This is a genomic window from uncultured Methanobrevibacter sp., from assembly GCF_947169325.1.
Classification (GTDB): Archaea; Methanobacteriota; Methanobacteria; order Methanobacteriales; family Methanobacteriaceae; genus Methanocatella.
In genome coordinates, this window is sequence record NZ_CAMVPN010000044.1 from 1 (window position 1) to 20,748 (window position 20,748).

A 20,748-nucleotide genomic window follows, 5' to 3' on the forward strand; every position below is an offset into this window, starting at 1 on the left:
CAAAAGAAGTATGAATCCTACGACTGAGGCGAGGGATGCGATGAATGAGGATATGAAATTTCCGAAAAAATACCCTAATATAGGCATCAGAGCCTGAAATCCTCCGAAAAATATGCCGTAGTATAGGATTTGCGTTTTGGTAATGTTCTTTTGAGTGAATCCCTTGGTCATGGACACGCTGAATGCATCCATTGCAAGCGCCACTGCAATCAGGCCTGTTGAAATTAAATTAAATGTCATTAAAATAGAATATGTTAAACAGTTTATATAAAATTTGCCTAAAAGTTCATTGATTTGATAATATTCAACATTGTAGTTTAAATCAACATATTGTAACAACAATACCACATAATATCGAATGAAAAGCCATTAAAAACAACATTTACTGAATTTCATATCGAATGATTTATTACTTAAGTATAATAAAAATAACATCATAGGAAAATGAGGTGTTATATGTTAAATAAATTGTTTAAGTTAGACGAAAATAATACTGACTTTAAAACTGAAATCATTGCAGGTATTACAACATTTCTTGCAATGTCCTATATCCTAGGAGTAAACCCTGGAATGTTGTCTGCTACAGGAATGTCACTTGAAGGCGTATTCATTGCAACAGCAATTGCATCAGGAATCGCCTGTATAATAATGGGGCTTCTGTCCAATTATCCTGTTGGACTCGCTCCGGGAATGGGACTGAACGCACTTTTCACCTATACTATAGTTTTGGGTATGGGTCTTTCATGGCAAGCGGCTCTGGCTGCAGTATTCTTATCAAGCGTACTCTTTTTAATCATTACTCTTGTAGGATTGAGGGAAGCTATCCTAAATGCTATTCCTAAGGACTTGAAACTGGCTATCGGTGCAGGTATCGGTTTCTTTTTGGCATTTTTAGGTCTTGCAAATTCAGGAATCGTCGTTGCAAGCGAATCAACAATCGTAACATTAGGAATATTGACTTCCGCCCCTGTACTTCTTGCAATGATTGGTATTGCAATCACATTGATCTTATACGTACGTAAAGTGCCTGCCGCAGTATTCATAGGTTTACTTGTCACTGCCGTTTTAGGAGTAATAGCATCACTTGCAGGTTTAGCAGGTGCTGATGCGGTAATGCCAGCATTGCCTGCTCAATGGGTATCATTCAGCCTTGACTGGAGTGTTGTAGGCGGATTCATGGCAGGATTTGGAGAGCTCTTCAAAAACATTCCAAGTCTCATCATGATACTGTTCTCACTGCTTTTCGTTACATTCTTCGACACTACCGGAACTTTAATCCCACTTGCAAAAGAATGCGGATTTGAAAAAGAAGACGGAACAACCGAAGGAATCAACAAGGCATTTATCAGTGACGCTTTAGGTGGAATTGTTGGTGCTATCCTCGGTTCAAGTACAGTAACAGCTTACGTTGAAAGCGCAACAGGTATTGGTCTTGGTGGAAGAACAGGTCTTACAGCAATCGTTACTGGAATCCTATTCCTGCTTTCAGTATTCTTTGCTCCAACCGTTTTAGCATTGTTTACTTCCTCCGTTACAACCGCTGCATTAGTGACCGTAGGTATTCTCATGTTTGTTCAAATCAGAGACATTGAATGGGACAACCTTGCAATCGTCGCTTCAGTATTCATGACAATCATCATGATGGTATTGTCATATTCAATTTCCCTCGGTATCGCATTCGGTTTCGTCACATACGCAATCGTAGCTGCAGCAACCGGTAAGGCAAAAGAATTAAACCCACTTGTATGGGTCTTGTTCGTAATTTTCCTAATCTACCTGTTCTTCGGATTATAGGGGATTTTTCCTCTATACATCTCTTTTTTTGTAATATTTATATACCATTTTTAACCAATATTTAATTATATTTTAGTAATCTTTAACTAAAGTAAAGGCTTTCAGCAAGTTATATATAGTAAAAATATATTTCTATATGTCTGAGGTGATATATTGAAGAAGATATTTACAATTCTCATCATATTTGCAGTTCTTATCACTTGCGCTGGAGTTAGCTTTGCATCAAGCGACTTTGACGATTCATTCATTGAAGATTCAGACATTGACGATTATGATTTAAGCGATGACCTGGACGATGAACTCATTGATGATTCAGATGATGAATCGGATGATGATCTTAGCGATGAAGATTTGGATGATGAGGACTGGGATGATGACTTAGATGATGAAGACCTGGATGATGAGGACTGGGATGATGACTTAGATGATGAAGACCTGGACGATGAAGACTGGGACGATGACTTTGATGATGAAGACCTGGACGATGAAGACTGGGATGATTACGATTACCCAAACGGAGATGACTGGGAATATTATTACGATGATTTAGACTGGAGCGAATGGGAATACTATTATGACGACCTTGATTTTATTGACGATTTCAATGAAAGCGATGGAAACAGAACATTCCTCAAAAAGATTTACCTTTACGCAAATTCTCCAAAATATCTAATGGCATATACAACTAATTCAAAAGCATTCGGTTTCACTCAGGATGCAGCCAATTACGATCAGAAGGACTTCGATAATGAAAGCGACTATGATGATGAAAAGGTCGCATACCATGCAGAATTGCCGATACCATTTCTGGATTTAGGCTTTGAAGAGATAAAATGGCCCTATGAAAGTCCTAGTGCATCAGTATCAAAAAGCATATATTTAGAAAACATCAATGGTGATTTATCAAACAATGAATCAGATACAAACAAAACTGATGAAAGCGTCAACATCATTGACATCAATGTTGCAAGTGAAGAATTTGAAAGTGACATTTTAGCTATTTTAGCTTTGGTTATTATTTGCATCATAGCAATAATCTAAACAATCTTAGAGGAAAATTAATTTTCCTTACCCATTTTTTTTTAAAAATCTTTTTATACTTTTTTTAATCAATTTATAATCATGAAAGACTTATTTGATATTTGTGATTTTGCTGAATTCACACTCAACAGCCGAATTGTCAGAACAGGCCTTTGGGAATCCGAAAGGGAACAGCCTGGAAATCTGACTCCTGAGATATATGACAGGTATGAAAGCATTGCCGCCAGCGGTGTAGGACTGATTATTTCTGAATTGTACTCCCTTTATCCGAAGGATTCCTTCAGCAAGTTTTCAAATACTGTGAACTACAGGCAGTTTGTGCGAGAGGCAAAGGACCTGACAGACCTTGTTCATTTATATGACGTTCCCATTTTTGCACAGTTAGGTTTCGTGCAGTACCACAAGCATGCCCAGCAGAACGTCAGAATCGAGGACTTGACAATTGAAGACATAAGAAAGATCCAGACTGATTTCATCATTGCAGCTCAAAAGATAGATTATGCCGGCTTTGACGGAATTCAGATAGCTCTTGGAAACTATTATTTCTTAACAAGATTCATTAGCCCATACTTCAACAAAAGAGAGGACAAGTATGGTGGAAGTACTCTTAACCGCTTGAGGATTGTCCTTGAAATCATCAAGGTCATAAAGCAGAACACAAAGCTTCACATTAACTGCAGGCTCAATGCATTTGACATCCAGAAGGGCGGCATGACACTTGACGAGACAATCGAGATTGCAAAGCTGCTTGAAAAGCATGGCGCCGATTCTCTACAGATTACCCGCCCGCGCTCACCCCAGTACTTTTCACGTGAAAACTATGAAAAAAAGCTGCTGGCACTTGACGTGAGCAGAATAATCGATAATGTCAACATTCCGGTAATTATGGGCGGCGGAGTGAAAAGCCAAAGGCAGATCAACAATATTTTAAACAAGACAAACGTCGAGTTCATCTCCATGCAGAGGCCATTCGTTGCAGACCCTAGCTTTCTTGTTGACTGGCAGATTGAAGGCGACGGCGAGGTAAAATGCAGGACATGCAACAACTGCTACTGGAAAAAGACATCAACATGCTTCATATATCCCAAGGCCACATTGAATGTTGACTATTCAGATCCATAGCTTGCAAACCTTTTGGGCTTCCCAAATCTCTAAAATGTCTTGAAGACCAATGACATAAGCATGACTGAAACAAATGCAACTGTCAGAACAATCGCATATGAATCTATCTTTGTTTTATCCCCTTCAAGATTATTGAAGCCGAAAATGAACGGAAACATTATGAAGAGAGGAAGGAAATATCTTATCTGAACGCCCATTATATTGGCCAAGTCTCCGATTGAATGGGACCAGCTTAAAAGAAATGTGATGTATGTTCCGATGTAAATCACTAATGCCACCAGTAATGCGCCTATTCTAGGCATCATGTTCTCTGAAGGTTTCGGATATAAAAGGCAGACCGCACCGAAAAACATCAGGTAAAGTGATGAGATTGAATCGCTGAATCCCATATACTTCTTGAAGAACATCAAATCCCCGTTGATATACTTTCCAGGTATCTGAAGAAATGTCATCAGGGAATCCCATTTGTGAGACATGAGATATGAAATCTGGTCTTCTGTAGTGAAATTATATATCTGCTGATGCACGCTTCTGAATGAATGCATGAATCCTGGAGTTGCATAATATTTGTTGTACAGCAGTGCCAATGCGCCGAATCCGACAAACAGCAATATGCAGTATAGATAATACTTATTGATTTTGAAATTGTTTCTTGGAACAAAGAACAGCAATCCGATAAATGCAAAATATGTAATTTTACATAATCCTATAAGCAGAACAAGCACACTGAATATTCCCAAATCCTTTAAAGTGAGGCTTTCGAAAGGAGCCTTGATCATATAAAAGAAATGTCCCACAATCACAATTCCCAAAGCGCATATGATTGCATCAATGCTTAAGGAAGAGGACTGGAAAATTGCAAGTGGAATGCATGCTATTACAAGCATTGGCATTTTTGCTATAGGGCTCTTTTTGATTGCATATGAAACGCATGTTGCATATAAGAGCACATTGAATATCCTTCCAAGCCACATCAGCCAAATTGCATTCAAATCGAGCATTTTTGCAATGAACATTCCAATTGCAGGAAACAGATATCCGAAAAAAGGATTTTGTGCAAATGCAGAAGGATATTTCACAAGACTCATATTGATTGGCTTTAAATCAGCATTCGTGTTGAAAATCGACGAGTTCACCATACCCATTCCATCAAATCCCGTTCCGGTAGGGCTTTTTCCATTTTTAATCAAATCCAATGTTGACTGTATGGTCAAAAATGAACCGTTATTGTATTCAGGATTTATTATTCCTCTTGAAGTAATCTCAGCCCTTACAAAATGCTCAACTTCATCCGGAGAAAAGCATATCGGAATAAGAAAGGCACAGACTATTCCCAAAACAAGCACTATAACAAAAGCTGTCTTGTACAATTCCTCATCTTCACTGTGGCGTGTGTAAAATACTATGCAGAAAACACCTAGAATGGCTATTACGGCAATTGCCAATAGCTGAAGTTTCGGATGTCCGTAATTTGAAGGACTATAAATTGAAAAGGAAGCTATCAACATCAATACCAAATATAAAATCCAGTATCTTTTAGATTCAAATGCACTGTCCTTAATTCCCGAAATTTCACTTTTAATATCAATATCCCTCAAATCTCTCATTTAAAACAACTTTTAAGATTTTTAAAAAAATTAAAATAATATTGTTAATATCTTTATATTGCAGAACATATAACATTATTGAATATTGTTTTTTAGCTAATACTCCTCCATGTTATTCGGAGCCGTAGCTTCTGAACCTTTCAAGAAAATGGTTGAGCTCCTCTTCAATTTGAAACATGGGCACGGTCGGCTTATATGTCAGGAGAGTATTCAAGGCTATAATCAGAGGAATTGCCTCTCCCACATTGACATTGGCGAATTCACAGTCCTGATATGAAATCCTGAAGGTTTCATTGACGTGCTGGTCAATTTTAAGTCCGTATGGTATGAAGCTTATCTCCTCTTTTTCAATCAGCTCCTCAAGGACTTGTGTTCCTTCCAGAATGTCCTCAAATTCCACTTTTTCCTTTTCAAGCAGAGGAGTTATGAAGTCGAATTTGATGTCATATTCATATAATGACTGGTTTTCCCTGAAATAGCTGTCTACAATGAGATAGTTTATATAGAGCTCATGGTTGAGTATAGAATATTTCTTGTGGTCCAGAATGAATTCCATAATATTCGTTTCCTATCTAAAATGAATTTATTTTTTCTCTTTGAGCTTATTTAACAGAATCAGATGGTATTCAAGATTATCGGCATGCTGCTTTTTAAGCACATGAAGAATAACGCCTGTAAAGAATATGATGGTTGCTATAATCACTACAGTTGAGATGGCTATCAGTGTAGGGATCTTCAGGACATAACCGGTTGAGAAGAACTTGAAGAGAATAGGGAAGAAGTATATTCCCGCTATTATGAGAAGTATGAATGATATTAGTGAAAAGAAGAGCAACGGCTTTTCATCACGAACCAGTGCAAAGATCATTGATATTACTTCATAACCGTCCTTATATGTATTGAGTTTTGATTCGCTTCCTTCCATACGATTCTTGTAGTCAATAGGAATCTCCATAATTTTGAAGTTGTTCATCAGGGCAAATACTGTCATCTCGGTTTCAATCTCAAAGTTTTTTGAGGATATCGGGAATGATTTGACGAAATTATAGCTGAATGCCCTCATTCCGGTCATGATGTCCTTCAAATCGCTTTTGAAAAACAGGTTTATCAGCCGGCGCACCAGCTTGTTTCCTGTGTTGTGAAACATCCTGTCGTTTTCTGTGAAATATGTTGAGGACAATCTGTCTCCGATAACCATGTCCGCCTGCCCGTTTAATACTATCTTTTCAAATTCCAGTGCGGCTTCTGCAGGATATGTGTCGTCTGCATCCACCATTATATAGCAATTAGCATCGATTTGGCGAAACATTGATTTTATGACATTGCCCTTTCCCTGATTGTATTCCTGCCTGACGATGGCTCCCGCCTCTTTTGCCAGGGCGTTTGAGCTGTCGGTTGAGTTGTTGTCATAGACATATACCTCAGCATGGGGCATGACACGTTTAAAGTCATCAACCACTTTCTTTATGGTCTTCTCTTCATTGTAGCAGGGAATCAATATTGCAGTCTTCATATAAACACACTAGTTATCTTTCTTGTTTTAGTTCCTTTAATACTTTTGCCCGGATTTCGGCTTCAGGGTCCTTTGGCCTTGTCAGGATTCCAATAATTATTATGACCAGCAAGTAAAATACCAACAGGTTTGGATAGAGGTATCTGCTGTCCTGTGTAGGTGTTGAAACAAATATGCTTAGAATATTCAATAAATTCGGCAGATAGACAAGCAGTATTCCTTTTGATTTTGTTAAAACGTATATTGTTCCCACTAAAATCAATGACAGGTACATGTATAGTGCAGGGCTTTCAAATAAGGTGTCCAAAAGCTTGTCCTTTTTAATGAAATTTGCCATTGAATTCAATGCCTTGAACAGGCCTGACTCGTTGTCCTTGAATGTTGCATTATCATAGGTGGATGCGGGAGTCATGTTATAGTTGGTATAGAACTGATGCCCTTCACGATTGGTGTTTGTGATATATGACACTCCATGCCAGCTGTCATCCCTGACTATGTCCCATGTCATCGGAGAGGATTTGAAAAGGTATTTCACGAAATGACCTGGATTCTTAATGGAATATTCAATAGCCAAACTGATATATGTGAATTTGTCATTGTTGTATGCCGTTTTGTTTGTGGCATGATATATCGAGTCTGAGAAAGTTGGCTCGTAATTTTTCTTGATTGTGCTTTCATTGAAAAGCATATGTATCTTTTCCCTGTCGGAGCTTTCCAGATTTAAGTTTAAATCATAGTCTGCCAGCATATGAACCACTTTGGTGAGAACCGCATCCTTCTGATTGTCTTCAACGTCATAAACGACATTGAGTGACGCTATCAGCAGAATAAAGATTATTGTAACTGCAGGAATCAGGACATAAGTCTTCTGGGATCTGTTTTTTCTAAACAGATAAATGAACAATACGACCAACAATGCCAATATGATGATCATTCCGTTTGGCCTGATTTGGGCTACACATGCCATTGCCAGTGAAAAGATTACAACAAATCCCAATCCCACATCGCCTTTCCTGTCCACCAGCACTTTTATCAAAAAGCAGGTAAGCAGTAAAAAGTAGCTGAAGAGAGTGTCTTTCAGATATGTTATTGAAAAGATTGCATTTACCGGGATTAGGGCGATTATTAGTGTAAATATGACCTGCAGGATAAAATCCCTGCTCTTTTCATTGCCTCTGAAATAGTTGCAGATTGCTGTCCATATCCCTGAAAAAATGACAATCTGAAAAATTCCGATGGATATCGGATTCGGATACACCTTAAGACACATCATTTCAATGAACGTGTGGAAAAACGGATGCCAATTTGCAAAAGTTGATGTGGCGATTTGATGGAGCTGGTTGAAGGCATCAACTCTTATGATGCCGGGATTATAAACATAAAGATAAAACATGTAGATAATAAATGGTATTAGGAATATTATCAAATCCCTATAAGTTATTTTATTAAATATGCTCCTCAAATATCCATTATCACTTTTTAAGTCCATATTAATTATTTACATTATCTTCACTTATATTAATTTTGATTGATATGGTATCCATATTGTAAGTTTCCTGTATATGAATAAGTGTAAAAGATGACAAATAATAGAGCTAAAAAAACTTTGAAAGGTCCCTAATTCTTTTTTAATTTCGAAAGCAGACCTGAATTTTTTGAATCTGAAAGCCTATCCTTTAACAGCTGATTTTCACTTTTCAGTTTAGCAAGTTCCTTTTCAAGAGAAGTGATTTTCTTATTCTCATATACGCTTAAATCGTTGAAAGGCATCCACTCAAATGAAAGGTCAACAACCTGTGAGTCTTTAACATCCATCTTGAAGATATAGCCGTCATCATGTGAAAGTAATTTGTTTTCACTCAGAATCTCATCATTGTTGACTGAAAATTTCATATAATCTATATACACCGGAAACCTATTCTTGTTTTTATCCAATACATTAGGTCCCCTAAGCTTGATGACTAGTTGTCCATCTTTAATGATTTTAATTTTAATGTCTAAACTCAGATTTGTACTTGATAAAACACAACCGCTGCCTTCTTTTGATTTTAACCATTTCGGGTAGGATATGTTGCATTTGCTGTCGGAATGTTCAATTACTTCAACTGCGTTATCCTCCCCACCCTTATTTTTAATGTCAATTCTGGCTTTTGAATAGATTTTCATATAGTTCAATGCTTTGATTTGATTGATATCTGCCTTATCGGATTTGAAATTGCATATCCAGTCATAGAAATTTTGATTGATCCTGTTGGTGTCATCTGAGGTCTTGACTATTTCTATAGCTGATATCTTATCTGACCTGTTATTCCTGTTCTTGATGAGATTGAGTCTGATTTTCAAATACAGTTCAGTTGAAAAGTATTTTTCAAATTCCTTTAGGAAACTTTCGGAATCGAATATGTCATCTATAAATTCAAATCCTCTCTTGTGGATTGGGTCTTCAGTTTTTACTGTTTTCACTTCTGGCCCTTCAATGAAATCAAGCTGCTTTTCTTCAAATTTTTTCATGCTATTGATTTCATCACATGCAGTTAATGTCAGAGGACTAATTTTCCTGTTTGAATCAAAGCTGAAATCCAATAGCCTAGGACAATACCTTCTTAAAATCAGTGCTATTAGCAGATAATTGTCATCGATTCCTATTTTGAAATTGATCTTCTGCAAATCCGGATCGCTTAATGGGGCAATCGTATACTTATTAAACATGAAGCTGTCTACAAAGCCTTTTCCGAAATGATGGCGGTTTCTTCCATTGGAATATAGGAGTGCTGATATCTCTTTTGATTGCTCATCGTCAATATCTGAGTTTGAAAACAGTTCATCAAATTCCCGGTTAAGCAATGCTTCACCGGAGGCCTTCAATTCAGGAGATAGCTTGGAGATTGTTCTAACGGTCATGTCGGTATACTCCTTAGGGGTTTTATTGATGTAATCCCGTAACGTTTCACCGCAATGGCCTGAAATTCTAAATAGAGGTTCATTGGGAACTGCATATCTGACATATTCCTTTTTTTCAGACCCGAACTTGACATACTCAGACATTGTCAATGACTCTTCAACTGACAGGGGTGTGGTTTCAAAAAATAGTCTGTTATTCAGTTTAAAGCCAAAGAAGTCTGCAATGTCTGAAGCTATTTGTAAATCCTCATTATATTTTGAATTATCCGTTGAGGTTATGTTAATGTTGGACAGGTCAATGTTCGCATTAAGCCAAAGAGCGGCAACCAGCCTTGAATCTATTCCTCCGCTCAAGTCAAATCTGATGTAATTGGTGGTTTTGCGCAGATTTCTGATGACATCCACCCATCTGTAAAACCAGTTATCCAAGATGTCCAATGCTTCCTTTGAATTGATTGGGACGCTATGTTCATCCCTATCACTTATATTGAAATCTATCTGATGTGATTGCTTATCGATTATCACATCCATATTGCTTGCAAGCATTTCAATTTCATTGACTAAAGTCTGCGAATAGAGGTTGGAGCATAATTTAACTCCCATATAATAATCTGCATATTGCCTGTTGAGCGTGATTTCCTTATTGCTATCCCTTAAATGTTCCATCAATCTTAAAAATGAGTTGGATATGGCAAAATAATTATCTTTTGCATAATAATATATGCCATAAGATCCCAGGTAATCCTGGCTGATTCTTATCTTATTTTCATCAGCGCTTACAAACACATAGGCTCCGATTTTAGATAGCATTTCATGGCCTTCAGGCTCATCCATGCATAGTTTGCCATCAGCAATTGCATATCCGTATAATCTTGTGTCAATATTATCGAGGTTATCTGAATCTATGATAAAAAATTCCTTATTTAAAAATTCATTAACCAATTTCCTCACCTATCTCACATCAATTAAAAGCAATTGCTCCCTCAATTCAAGATAACAGCCATTGCCGAATAATAATATCATGGCATTTCAATACTTAAAATTATGTTTTATTTTTAATTATTGATAAATGTATGGTCTTATTGAAAAAAATAAGGTCTTGTGGAATTTTTGATGTTCCAACAAGTTTATAAGAAAAATATCCAAGAAAAATAGTCCTATGGACTATTCTTCTTTTTGCGGTGTGTATTTTCTGATTGAAATCTGGCGGAATTTCCTGATGAAGAACTTCGCCCAGACATATCCCAGTGTTCCTCCAACGAAACATCCGAATACAACACCAGCATATATTCCAACAACTCCCCATCCGAAAATGAAGCAGAAGAGGTATGCGAATACGCTTTCAAGAATCAGTGACCTTAAAAGTGTGATTAAAAGAGAGTATATTCCTTTTCCAACACCCTGAAACATCATTGATGACATTATACCGTGAGGGATTGCAAGAACGAACAGTGTCAGGACGGATATTGCAGTTGCAATCTGCTGAGCTAGGGCTGCGCTTGCTGAGGTATAGGAGAATACAGTTGCGATTTGGTTTGAGAATATGTACATTACAAGCCCTATTGCAATTGAAAATATGAATCCCAATTTGATTGAATAGGAATGGGCGGTCTTCAGGTTCTCATGGTTGTGTGCACCGTATGCCACACCAGATACAGTTAAAACCGCAGTTCCAATACCTAATAAAGGAATCATTGCCATCTGCACGATTCTCATTGAAGCGGTATACACTGCCACGGCTGTTGTATCTGCAGCCAGTACCAGCATTGAGTTTATTATTATGGCAAGAGCTGAAAAAATGACGTTTTCCAATGTTGAAGGGATTGCAACCTGAAGGGTATCGATCATGATTCTGCTTGAATAATGGAAGTTTTTAGGTGACAAATCAAGGTAAAGGTCCTTTTTGCCCCATATCCAATAGCTCATTACCAGACATGACATGCTGGCTGAGATTACTGTTGCCCATGCCGCCCCTGAAATTCCAAAGTCAAGGATGTATATGAATACAGGGTCGAGAATAATGTTTAAGATTGCTGTTACTGCAATTGCGATTGTTGCCCTTCTCATATCCCCTTCCGAACGGAATATCGCTGATGCCACACCTGAGAATACGAATATAAAGAGGAAACCGAATATTATGTAACTGTAATCCATGGCATATCCTATTGTTTCACCGGCACCCATGAACTGAAGGATAGGAACCATGAACGCTTCAATCAGTACTGTGAATATTAAAGACACGATAATGGACAATACGACAGCATGCAATCCTGAATTGTTGGCTTCATCATAATTCTTTGCGCCGATGTTTCTTGCAATGAGTGAGTTTGCACCGGCACCTATTCCGTTTCCAAGTCCGATCAATACCATGAATAATGGTGTGATGAATCCTATTGCGGCCAATGCGTCAGCTCCAAGGCCGGCTACCCATATGCTGTCTGCAAGATTATACAACATGATTAATAGCATTGACAGCATCATCGGCCAGGCCAATTTCCTTATTGCCCTTTTCGGGTCTCCAGTAATCATTTCAATGTTTTTGCTTTTAGACATTTAATCCCCCTTGCTGTTTAGCTCCATTGTCTTTACAACTATTTCCTTTAATATCTGCTGCAGCAATTCCTTTTCTATGTATCCTTTCTTAACTATTACCTCATCCTCCCATTCGTTGAGGATTTCATATGCCTTTGCCAGGGTTTCCCTTCCTTTCCCTGTAAGTGAAACCTTGTTCTGGCGGCGGTTGTTTTCATCGACCTCGCGCATGACCAGGCCCTTGTCCTCAAGCTTTTTGATTGAACGGGCCACAGCACCCTTGTTGATGCTGCATCTTGAGGATATCTCTTCCTGGTTGATGTTTTCCGTGTGGTAGATTTCAAATAGCAGATGCAGCTGTGTGGAATTGATGTCGAATTCCTCGAGGCGATGGTTTATGTAAATTGCATGGCCTCTTGCTATCATTGCAATCAGCTTTCCTACTGGAAGATTGGAAGCATCAATCTTTTTAAAATCTTCAACTGACATTTTAATCGATGAATGAATCCAGGCTGTAGTCGTCCTTCTTGACTTCCTTGGTGGTTAGGGCAAGAGTCTTTAAAGGCTTTTTGGTGTACTTTTCAAGCTGCTCAAGGGTTGAGTCGAATCCTCTTCCTCCAGCAGTTATGAAAAACTTGACTTCATTGAACTTGCCTTCGTTCTGTTTGATGTATGTTATCATAGGATTAGCCGCTTTGCTTGCCCATACCGGAGCTCCAAGATATACAACATCATAATCCTGAGGGTCATATTTCAATGCTTCAAGGTCAATTATCTTTTCCTGGATTGCATCCTTTCCGCCGCGCGCGTAACCCATCTTTCCTTGATAATCCTTTTTGGGTTTGATTTCCTCTACATCGGCACCGGTTTTTGATGCAATGTCTTCAGCCAATTTTTTTGTAATGTTTGTTCTTGAATAATAAGCTACTAGTGATTTCATACTATTATTATTAATTTCTCATCATATATAAATGTTGCACTGGCAACTATTGACATGTCAACAATTGAAAATGCATATAAGATTATCAAAAAAAATTGCAACATTTTAGTAAAATCAAACAAAACACATTTCCCCATTTTAGTGGCAGTGAATATTTGAATAACTTATATTAATTTAAAGAGTATAAATTAATTATATGAACAAACTGAAAATAGCAAAGACAATATCCACAATAACAAATCCGCCGATAATATGCATTCCACTCTTTTTGCTCATATGCATAATACTTTCATTTGAAAACGGTGCATTCAATTTCGCCAAGTTCATCACTCTTGAAGTAATTTCACTTGTTTTCGCTTCAATATTGCCAATGGCAATCATCCTGTTCTGGGCCAAAAAGCTCAATACCGACAGCGACATTTCAAACCGTGAAGACAGATTCACCCCATTGGTTGTAGGTATAATCAGCTATTTCATAGGTTTTCTAATATCATGGTTTATTAATGTAGACAACTTTCTGACACTTCTTCTTTTATGCTACTCAGTCAATACCGGAGTCGTTCTGCTCATTACTTCAAAATGGAAGATAAGCGTCCACACAACCGGATTGAGCGGACCTGTTGCGGCACTGATATTGCTTTTGGGACCAGCAGGTGCAGTTTTCGGAATAATCTATCCTATATTGATCTGGTCAAGGGTTCTACTTAAAAAGCATACTCTGGCACAGGCAATCTGCGGAGGCGTTCAGGGATTCTATCTGACAGTTCTGGAGATGTATCTCTACATGTACATATTCAGCAAACCAATTCCAGGTATCGTAAGCCTTGAGATGTCATGTCTTTATATTTTAGCCATCATTGCAACACCTGTGATATTGGGCGTTTTAAGCTATACAAATCAGTTCAGAAATCTCTTTGCAATATTGGAGATGGTAATGTTGATTCTGTTTTTCCTATTGGCGCCTTTAAATGTCTTTATAATATTCGTTCTCATTACATTGACATCAGTGGCAATCAGCCTTTATGCAGGTTCTGATTTTGTCTGGTTCAATGTCTTGAAATCATCATAGTCCTTTGAGTTTAAGATGTCCAAAAAGAACTTCCTCTTGACAGGCCCAAGATTTTCAAGATAGTCATCATAATATCGAGTTGATTTAATTGATTGGTAGTCCTTTTTAATTAATAGATACAACTCTTTCTTGCATTTTTCTTCAATGGCCATTAAAGCATATCGAGGACCATTGATTTTGAAGGCAAGCAAATCAAATTGGTATGTATCATACCATCCATTTTCAACAAATATGTCCATTAATATGCATCCAGCCTCGACAGTATCCAAAAATTTTGAATCCACAGTTTCGGTAATGGAACCCTCATGCTTTCTTCGCGCATAAAGGTACTTCCTTATGATTGAAACCTTTTCAGCCTTAAGGAATGTGTAAAAAAAGAAAGGCATGTCCTCAAAGTATATTCCTTCAGGAAACCTGGCGTTGATTCTTTGTAAAAATGAGCGTCTGAATATCTTCTGGGCGGCGCTGACCGAAATGTCAAAGAGAAAATCGCCGCACTCATCAGGTTGGAAGTTCCGCCCTTCAAACTCCTCTGTGAAGTTGTTCAGGCCGAACCATTCGTTCTTGCTGAATTCTCCTTCATGATACTTTATTATCTGAAACATTGAAATGTCTGAATCGTATTCTTTGATATGGCGATAGGCGGTTTCGAACGCATCTGGACAGAAGAAATCGTCACCGTCCAAAAACATCACATATTCTCCTTCGGCAACCTCCAGCGCCCTGTTTCTTGCCGCTCCCGGACCGCACCTTGACTGGGTTATTAGTCTGATTCTTGTATCGTCAAATCCTTTGATGATGCTTAACGTATTGTCTGTTGAGCCGTCATCAACGACAATGAGCTCAAAATCCTCAAGTGACTGGTCCAATACGCTTTTAATGGCTTTTCTTATATACCTCTCTTCATTGAAAACGGGCATTACTACTGAAATCTTCATGATAATCAATTAAATTGTATATGTGTACACTTCCAGATCCTTGCCTGTTAGGTATGAACGGTTTTTACGGCTCACGAGCTTGTTTTCATAGCCGCTTTCCACAGACAGCTTGAACTTGTCATCGCTTGGAGTGATGGAAACCCTGTCATGGATATATGTGTAGTGAAGCATTGCATGGCGGATGAAATCGTCATCGATGTCCATATCGCACACCATCCAGAACTTGGTCTTTATTCCGTTTCTTGCCTGATTTTTGGTCTTGAAAACCTTATCTATCTGAGGATATTTTTCCTTTATGTCATCCTTGATGGCTTTATCCTCCAGCAGTATAGCAAGAACCTTGTCATCGTAATCAATTCTTTCGAACCTTGCAATAATGTCTTCAATGTCATTTACGTCACTAAGTTTGTATATCATTGTCACGTCCATTTTGGGAACGCTGTATTCAAAGCCCATGGTGTCGAGAATCTGCATCCAGCGCTGCGTGTATGTGTGGTTTTCAAGAACGTTGTATAGGTTGTTGAGCCTTTTTTCAGTGTATGGATTGTTGAAGTCAGGCAATTTGTCGATTTCATCAAAGACAAATACGTTATCGCCGAATATCTTGTCCACTCCCTTGGAATAGTTGGTTAGGATATTGACGTAACACAGGGAAAGCTCGAACACCCTTCTTGCAAACATGGTATTGGAATCTGTCACGGTGTTTATGTTTAGCCCCCAGTCCATCTTCTTGTAGACTTCAGCGGTCTCCTCATAGGTTATTGGAGGAACAGTATATTTGGTGAACCTTTCTGGAAACTGGGTCCATTTCTCATAGTATACCCTGTCGAAAATCATCAGTCCTCCCCACTGCTCGATAATCTTGTCGAAAATCATGTCCATGAGAGCGCATCGCTCAGGGTGCTTGACGTAATATGAGCCTGCAAAGACCACCTCCTCGATTTTCTCGCCGGAGAGATTGAGGGGATTGAAAAGAATAGGCTGGCCTGCAAACATGAGCGCATTGACATTTGGATGATTGAAGTCTGCCTTGTAGTGCTTTATACATTCCTCAGAGGATGTGAATATGTAGTCGAAAAGCTTTGCGGTTTCAGCAAACGAATATTCCTCGGCACGGTAATAGGGAGGGTCCTCCTTGTTCCAGAACACTGTGGGGATTGAATTTTCATGGCAGTGCTCGAGAATCTCGAGAAGCTCGGTTCTGTTTTCAGTGTCGTATTTCTTGAAAATCTTGCCTTTCCAGTGCCTCTTGTCTGTCTTTCCGTCATATCCTGCCCATGCAGATTCGCAGAAGAATATGTCCGGCTTTTTCTTTTCGAACTGCTTTTTCCAATTTTTGGGAGTGAGAGGTATTGCCTTGAATTCATGCTTGAAGGAATTGAAGGTGAACTCGTCGCTTATCATTGCGACCTTTATGCTTTTAAGGCTTTTGGCTTTCTTTTCTTGGTCTTGACGTTTGTCCTTTAAGTTTGCATACTTCTTCCAGACCTTGTATGCCTTGGTTGACTGGAAATGCCTGTTTTTCTTCTCCAGTCTTCTGTTCTTGCTTTTCAAACCATCGATTTCATCCTGAAGCTCAAAAATCTTAAATTGATCTTGCCAATTCTTTTCACTCATAAAATTCCTCTTTAACTCACATTCCTAAAAACAGTGAAAATCAATAGAAAACACTGAAAATCGTTAATATTATTTTAATTTATAATAATTAATAAAGATATTGAAAAAAATAAAAAAAGAAATTATATGATTTTTAGAAGTATTGGGTTCCGCTTTTTGGTGAGAGTGAAACACTCTGGGTATCCAATAGATTACTGTTTGAATCATATAAATTGATTGTTGCATAATCCGGATAATACTTATATGCATCTGCACTTGAAATGTAGAGGTATCCGTCTGAATGGACTGATGCCGGAACCATATTACCATGATTCAATGTATTGCCGTCTCTGGAATACCAGATTTGAACGATGACATCTTCACCTGCATGTTCGGTTCCTACATTGATTTCTGCATAAGTCTTGTCTGCATCCGCACTTCCTGTTGAGAAGCTTCCTCCCCTAATCTTCATTGAGGATTTTGCTTTCTTTTCGGGTTCTGATGCCTTGACTGATGCATCATCCTGCTTATCATCAACCTGGGTTGTGTTCTTGTCAGCCAAAGCGTTGCTTGAACCGCTGCTGTCAGCTGAATTGCCGGATGAATACATATATATAAATGCGCCTGCAAGCACAACAGCAATGACGGCAAGAGCGATAATGATTATCTTTGTATTATTATCGCCAGACTGTTTTGCCCCGCTCATTGAGTTGATCATGCTTTCATGGTCTATTGTCTTCACTTCCAGTGCACTTCCGCATTTCTTGCAGAATTTTGCTGTGTCTGAATTTTCACTTTGACAATTAGGACATTTCATTTATTAACACCTATAAATTGCAATTAGATAATAATATTTTGTCCACAATATCATATATATTTAATCGAAATAATCATCATTTTATATCATGGTATGGATTTGGTGAAAGTGAAACATGATTCTCTGATTAGCAATCAAACATATTGAATCTATACCCGATTATATCACTGCTAATGCGAATGTATGATTTTTGGTTGAATGAAAAGTCAAAATAAATAAAAGAAAAAAAAGTTGGATTAAATTGTTTAAATCTAATCGTAGAATTTTCCAAGGAAATCCTTCATCCTCGGGTTGTCGGATGAGAATACCTCTTCCGGAGTGCCCTGTTCCACAATAACGCCGCCGTCCATGAATATTATTGCATCTGCGACATTACGGGCAAAGGCCATTTCGTGAGTAACGATGACCATTGTCATTTTCATTGCAGCCAAATCCTTGATTACAGTCAGGATTTCACCTGTCAGTTCCGGATCCAGTGCTGAGGTCGGTTCATCGAAAAAGAGTATGTCAGGATTCATTGCCAAAGCCCTTGCAATTGAAACCCTTTGCTGCTGGCCTCCTGAAAGCTCGCATGGATATGCGTCTTCCTTATCCTCAAGACCCATCTGGGCAAGGAGCATTCTTGCATGATCATAGACTTCATCCTTGTCCCTTTTCTGAACACGAATCGGAGCATTTGTAATGTTTTTCATTACGGAATGATGTGGGAATAGATTGAAGTTCTGGAATACAAGTCCGAATGTTCCGTTGAATTTGATTTCACCGCTGTCTTCCTCCTCCAAATCAGTTATGCACCGAAGCAGTGTTGATTTTCCTGATCCTGAAGGGCCGATTATGGCCAGTACCTCTCCCCTTTCGACTTTAAGGGAGATGTCCTTTAAAACTACATTGTCGTCGAAGCTTTTTTTAAGATTTTTGATTTCAAGCAAACTCATAAAATACTCCCCCTATTCATAATAATCCAATCTGTGCTCCAGGTGTTCCATTACAAATGCTACAATTATGTTGAAGACATAGTAGAACACACCAGCCACCAGAAGTGCTGAGATGGATGCGTCTGCAGCTGCAATCTGTTTTGCTACTGTAAACATTTCTGGAATTGCAATTACAAATGAAAGAGAAGTATCCTTTACAAGAGTAATTACTTCGTTAGTTACTGAAGGAAGAATTACCTTAAACACCTGAGGCATGATAATGATGAAGAATGTCTCAAGCCTGCTGTAGCCCAATACCTGTGCCGCCTCATACTGTCCGCTGTTTATTGATTCGATTCCTCCCCTGTAGATTTCAGCAAAGTAAGCAGCATAGTTTATTGTAAATGCGATGATTACTGCAATGAACCTGTAGTCAGGTGAAAGAGTCATGCCGAATACATAGTATGGTGCGAAAAATACTACAATGAGCTGCAGCATTAACGGTGTTCCTCTCATGATTGAGATATATATCTTCATAAGCCACCTTAACGGTGCAAACTTACTCATCCTTCCTCCGGCAATTGCTAAACCGAGAGGAAGGGAGAATAAAAGAGTAAGCAAAAATATCTCAATGGATGTAACCATACCATTAAGCAATTGTGCGATTACATTACTCAATATCATATAATCCGATTCTCCCTTCTTAAACTAAACAGTCTATGGTTGGATTAATGCGTCTTCGGAAATACCGTATTTTTGAGCGATTTCTAAGACAGTTCCGTCTTTAAACATTTCGTCTAAAGTAGCTTGTACTTGGTCTTTTAATGCATCATTTCCTTTTTTGAATCCGATACCATATTTTTCGGTTGTGATGTACTCATCCAGGATGGTGAAGTCATCTGAATTGTTTTTGTTGTCGATGTCGTATTCTGCAACACCGATATCCATAGCTACAGCATCACATACACCGGATTCTAAGTCCATGAATGCGGTGTTATAGTCAGCAACTTGGTTTAAAGTTGTGAATGTGTCTGCAATGGTTTTGTTGTCTCCTTCAAGAGCAGCTAAAGCTGATGAATCTTTTTGTGTTTCTACGGTTTTACCTTGTAAATCAGCAATAGTTGAAATTCCTGAGTCGGATTTAACAACGAATATTTGTTTGTTGTCGAAGTATGGGTTGGACCATAAGTAGTCATTTTCCCTTCCGTCAATTGTGAATCCGTTCCAGATACAGTCGATAGAACCGGATTCCAATTCAGCGTCTTTTGCATCCCAGTCAATTGGTTGAGCCTGGAATGTCCAGTTGTTTCTTTCACAAACCTCTTTTGCTAAGTCTAAGTCGAAACCAGTATAGTTTCCACTGTCGTCTTTGTATCCGTATGGTGGGAATTCTGCATCAAAACCTACGATGAAGGTATTTTCATCATTTGCGGTTGCGTTTGCATCATTTCCTCCCATAAAATCAAATAAACCAGCGCTTACAGATCCTACCATCATTAAAGATACGAGGACTAAAGCTAAAATAATACCTATCTTTTTATTCATTTTAAAACACCAAAATAGTTATAACTATATTTAAATAGTGTAGAATATTCTCTACATATAAATATTATAATGTAGGCATATTTATTTGTTTATATTGCACTTTGAAAAATATTCTAAAAAAGAGATAATGGCATCGGTAAATTAATACTTTTGTTCAATTCTATAATAAAAAAAATAGGTTTAATGAATTTGATTGAAAAGCTATTTTTTAACCGCATCGCCTACGAATCTGATAGGCTTTGTGACCTTCCAGCTTGTGGAGCCCATGAGCTGCTCGTTGACGTACTGCAAATCACTGATTTGTGACTTGTACTGCTTGTTTTGCTTTTTGAGATTCCTGTACTTGAAGCTGACTTCATTAAGCTTATCTGAAAGATGCTTTGAATTGTTATTGCGCTTGTCCTTGTCAAGGTTGGTGG

20 protein-coding genes are annotated in these 20,748 nt (G+C 38.2%); 4 read left to right on the plus strand and 16 right to left on the minus strand.

Annotation, left to right across the window (positions count from 1 at the left end):
• Nucleotides 1–240 (minus strand): manganese efflux pump (locus Q0W26_RS07200; RefSeq protein WP_298523609.1); only part of this gene is annotated, 240 nt, incomplete at its 3' end.
• Nucleotides 241–468: 228 nt separating this feature from the next.
• Here Q0W26_RS07200 and Q0W26_RS07205 point away from each other — a divergent pair.
• The 3 genes from Q0W26_RS07205 to Q0W26_RS07215 all read left to right on the plus strand — a co-directional run bounded on the left by Q0W26_RS07205 (nt 469) and on the right by Q0W26_RS07215 (nt 3,957).
• A complete protein-coding gene (locus Q0W26_RS07205; protein WP_298523610.1) occupies nt 469–1,794 on the plus strand; it encodes an NCS2 family permease in 1,326 nt (441 codons plus the stop codon).
• A 153-nt stretch (nt 1,795–1,947) separates the two neighbouring features.
• Nucleotides 1,948–2,835 (plus strand): hypothetical protein, encoded by an 888-nt coding sequence (locus Q0W26_RS07210; RefSeq protein WP_298523611.1) that lies wholly within the window; start codon nt 1,948–1,950, stop codon nt 2,833–2,835.
• 81 nt (nt 2,836–2,916) lie between these two features.
• Nucleotides 2,917–3,957: a tRNA-dihydrouridine synthase gene (locus Q0W26_RS07215; RefSeq protein WP_298523612.1), complete on the plus strand. Its 1,041-nt coding sequence runs from the start codon at nt 2,917–2,919 to the stop codon at nt 3,955–3,957.
• 29 nt (nt 3,958–3,986) lie between these two features.
• Here the strand turns inward: Q0W26_RS07215 and Q0W26_RS07220 are convergent, their stop codons facing one another.
• The 8 genes from Q0W26_RS07220 to Q0W26_RS07255 form a co-directional block, all read right to left on the minus strand.
• Nucleotides 3,987–5,564 carry a DUF2142 domain-containing protein gene (locus tag Q0W26_RS07220; protein WP_298523613.1) on the minus strand — a complete coding sequence of 526 codons (1,578 nt, stop codon included), beginning with the start codon at nt 5,562–5,564 and terminating at the stop codon, nt 3,987–3,989.
• A 112-nt stretch (nt 5,565–5,676) separates the two neighbouring features.
• Nucleotides 5,677–6,120, minus strand: a complete 444-nt coding sequence (locus Q0W26_RS07225) for a hypothetical protein (RefSeq protein ID WP_298523614.1) — start codon at nt 6,118–6,120, stop codon at nt 5,677–5,679.
• A gap of 27 nt (nt 6,121–6,147) precedes the next feature.
• On the minus strand, nt 6,148–7,077 hold the full coding sequence (locus tag Q0W26_RS07230) for a glycosyltransferase family 2 protein (RefSeq protein WP_298523615.1): 930 nt from the start codon (nt 7,075–7,077) through the stop codon (nt 6,148–6,150).
• Nucleotides 7,078–7,090: 13 nt separating this feature from the next.
• A complete protein-coding gene (locus Q0W26_RS07235; RefSeq protein ID WP_298523616.1) occupies nt 7,091–8,470 on the minus strand; it encodes a DUF6020 family protein in 1,380 nt (459 codons plus the stop codon).
• A gap of 224 nt (nt 8,471–8,694) precedes the next feature.
• Nucleotides 8,695–10,920 (minus strand): hypothetical protein, encoded by a 2,226-nt coding sequence (locus Q0W26_RS07240; RefSeq protein WP_298523617.1) that lies wholly within the window; start codon nt 10,918–10,920, stop codon nt 8,695–8,697.
• 222 nt (nt 10,921–11,142) lie between these two features.
• Nucleotides 11,143–12,531, minus strand: coding sequence for an MATE family efflux transporter (locus Q0W26_RS07245; RefSeq protein ID WP_298523618.1), 1,389 nt, complete (start codon nt 12,529–12,531; stop codon nt 11,143–11,145).
• Nucleotides 12,532–12,999, minus strand: coding sequence for a MarR family winged helix-turn-helix transcriptional regulator (locus tag Q0W26_RS07250; RefSeq protein WP_298523619.1), 468 nt, complete (start codon nt 12,997–12,999; stop codon nt 12,532–12,534).
• A 1-nt stretch (nt 13,000) separates the two neighbouring features.
• The gene (locus Q0W26_RS07255; RefSeq protein ID WP_298523620.1) at nt 13,001–13,450 is read right to left on the minus strand and encodes a flavodoxin; all 450 of its coding nucleotides are present in this window, start codon (nt 13,448–13,450) and stop codon (nt 13,001–13,003) included.
• A 196-nt stretch (nt 13,451–13,646) separates the two neighbouring features.
• On the opposite strand from Q0W26_RS07255, the gene Q0W26_RS07260 reads away from it, so the two are divergent.
• Nucleotides 13,647–14,519 carry a hypothetical protein gene (locus tag Q0W26_RS07260; protein ID WP_298523621.1) on the plus strand — a complete coding sequence of 291 codons (873 nt, stop codon included), beginning with the start codon at nt 13,647–13,649 and terminating at the stop codon, nt 14,517–14,519.
• Here Q0W26_RS07260 and Q0W26_RS07265 read toward each other — a convergent pair.
• The 7 genes from Q0W26_RS07265 to Q0W26_RS07295 all read right to left on the minus strand — a co-directional run.
• Nucleotides 14,471–15,457: a glycosyltransferase family 2 protein gene (locus Q0W26_RS07265; RefSeq protein ID WP_298523622.1), complete on the minus strand. Its 987-nt coding sequence runs from the start codon at nt 15,455–15,457 to the stop codon at nt 14,471–14,473. The two genes, Q0W26_RS07260 and Q0W26_RS07265, sit on opposite strands and share 49 nt — an antisense overlap.
• A gap of 9 nt (nt 15,458–15,466) precedes the next feature.
• Nucleotides 15,467–17,074, minus strand: a complete 1,608-nt coding sequence (locus Q0W26_RS07270; protein ID WP_298523623.1) for a glycosyltransferase — start codon at nt 17,072–17,074, stop codon at nt 15,467–15,469.
• 133 nt (nt 17,075–17,207) lie between these two features.
• Nucleotides 17,208–17,870 (minus strand): zinc ribbon domain-containing protein, encoded by a 663-nt coding sequence (locus Q0W26_RS07275; RefSeq protein WP_298523624.1) that lies wholly within the window; start codon nt 17,868–17,870, stop codon nt 17,208–17,210.
• A 251-nt stretch (nt 17,871–18,121) separates the two neighbouring features.
• Nucleotides 18,122–18,805, minus strand: a complete 684-nt coding sequence (locus tag Q0W26_RS07280; RefSeq protein ID WP_298523625.1) for an amino acid ABC transporter ATP-binding protein — start codon at nt 18,803–18,805, stop codon at nt 18,122–18,124.
• A gap of 12 nt (nt 18,806–18,817) precedes the next feature.
• Nucleotides 18,818–19,468 (minus strand): amino acid ABC transporter permease, encoded by a 651-nt coding sequence (locus Q0W26_RS07285; RefSeq protein WP_298523626.1) that lies wholly within the window; start codon nt 19,466–19,468, stop codon nt 18,818–18,820.
• Nucleotides 19,469–19,501: 33 nt separating this feature from the next.
• Complete coding sequence (locus Q0W26_RS07290; protein WP_298523627.1) at nt 19,502–20,329, minus strand: amino acid ABC transporter substrate-binding protein; 828 nt, start codon at nt 20,327–20,329, stop codon at nt 19,502–19,504.
• Between the two features lie 201 nt (nt 20,330–20,530).
• The coding region (locus Q0W26_RS07295) for a hypothetical protein (RefSeq protein WP_298523628.1) at nt 20,531–20,748 on the minus strand (218 nt) is incomplete at its 5' end.

Coding starts and splice junctions, on each gene's coding strand:
- Q0W26_RS07215 (WP_298523612.1), top strand. CDS start 2,917: ATGAAAGACTTATTTGATATTTGTGATTTTGCTGAATTCACACTCAAC.
- Q0W26_RS07220 (WP_298523613.1), bottom strand. CDS start 5,564: ATGAGAGATTTGAGGGATATTGATATTAAAAGTGAAATTTCGGGAATT.
- Q0W26_RS07225 (WP_298523614.1), bottom strand. CDS start 6,120: ATGGAATTCATTCTGGACCACAAGAAATATTCTATACTCAACCATGAG.
- Q0W26_RS07230 (WP_298523615.1), bottom strand. CDS start 7,077: ATGAAGACTGCAATATTGATTCCCTGCTACAATGAAGAGAAGACCATA.
- Q0W26_RS07235 (WP_298523616.1), bottom strand. CDS start 8,470: ATGTTTTATCTTTATGTTTATAATCCCGGCATCATAAGAGTTGATGCC.
- Q0W26_RS07245 (WP_298523618.1), bottom strand. CDS start 12,531: ATGTCTAAAAGCAAAAACATTGAAATGATTACTGGAGACCCGAAAAGG.
- Q0W26_RS07250 (WP_298523619.1), bottom strand. CDS start 12,999: ATGTCAGTTGAAGATTTTAAAAAGATTGATGCTTCCAATCTTCCAGTA.
- Q0W26_RS07255 (WP_298523620.1), bottom strand. CDS start 13,450: ATGAAATCACTAGTAGCTTATTATTCAAGAACAAACATTACAAAAAAA.
- Q0W26_RS07260 (WP_298523621.1), top strand. CDS start 13,647: ATGAACAAACTGAAAATAGCAAAGACAATATCCACAATAACAAATCCG.
- Q0W26_RS07265 (WP_298523622.1), bottom strand. CDS start 15,457: ATGAAGATTTCAGTAGTAATGCCCGTTTTCAATGAAGAGAGGTATATA.
- Q0W26_RS07270 (WP_298523623.1), bottom strand. CDS start 17,074: ATGAGTGAAAAGAATTGGCAAGATCAATTTAAGATTTTTGAGCTTCAG.
- Q0W26_RS07275 (WP_298523624.1), bottom strand. CDS start 17,870: ATGAAATGTCCTAATTGTCAAAGTGAAAATTCAGACACAGCAAAATTC.
- Q0W26_RS07280 (WP_298523625.1), bottom strand. CDS start 18,805: ATGAGTTTGCTTGAAATCAAAAATCTTAAAAAAAGCTTCGACGACAAT.
- Q0W26_RS07285 (WP_298523626.1), bottom strand. CDS start 19,468: ATGATATTGAGTAATGTAATCGCACAATTGCTTAATGGTATGGTTACA.
- Q0W26_RS07290 (WP_298523627.1), bottom strand. CDS start 20,329: ATGAATAAAAAGATAGGTATTATTTTAGCTTTAGTCCTCGTATCTTTA.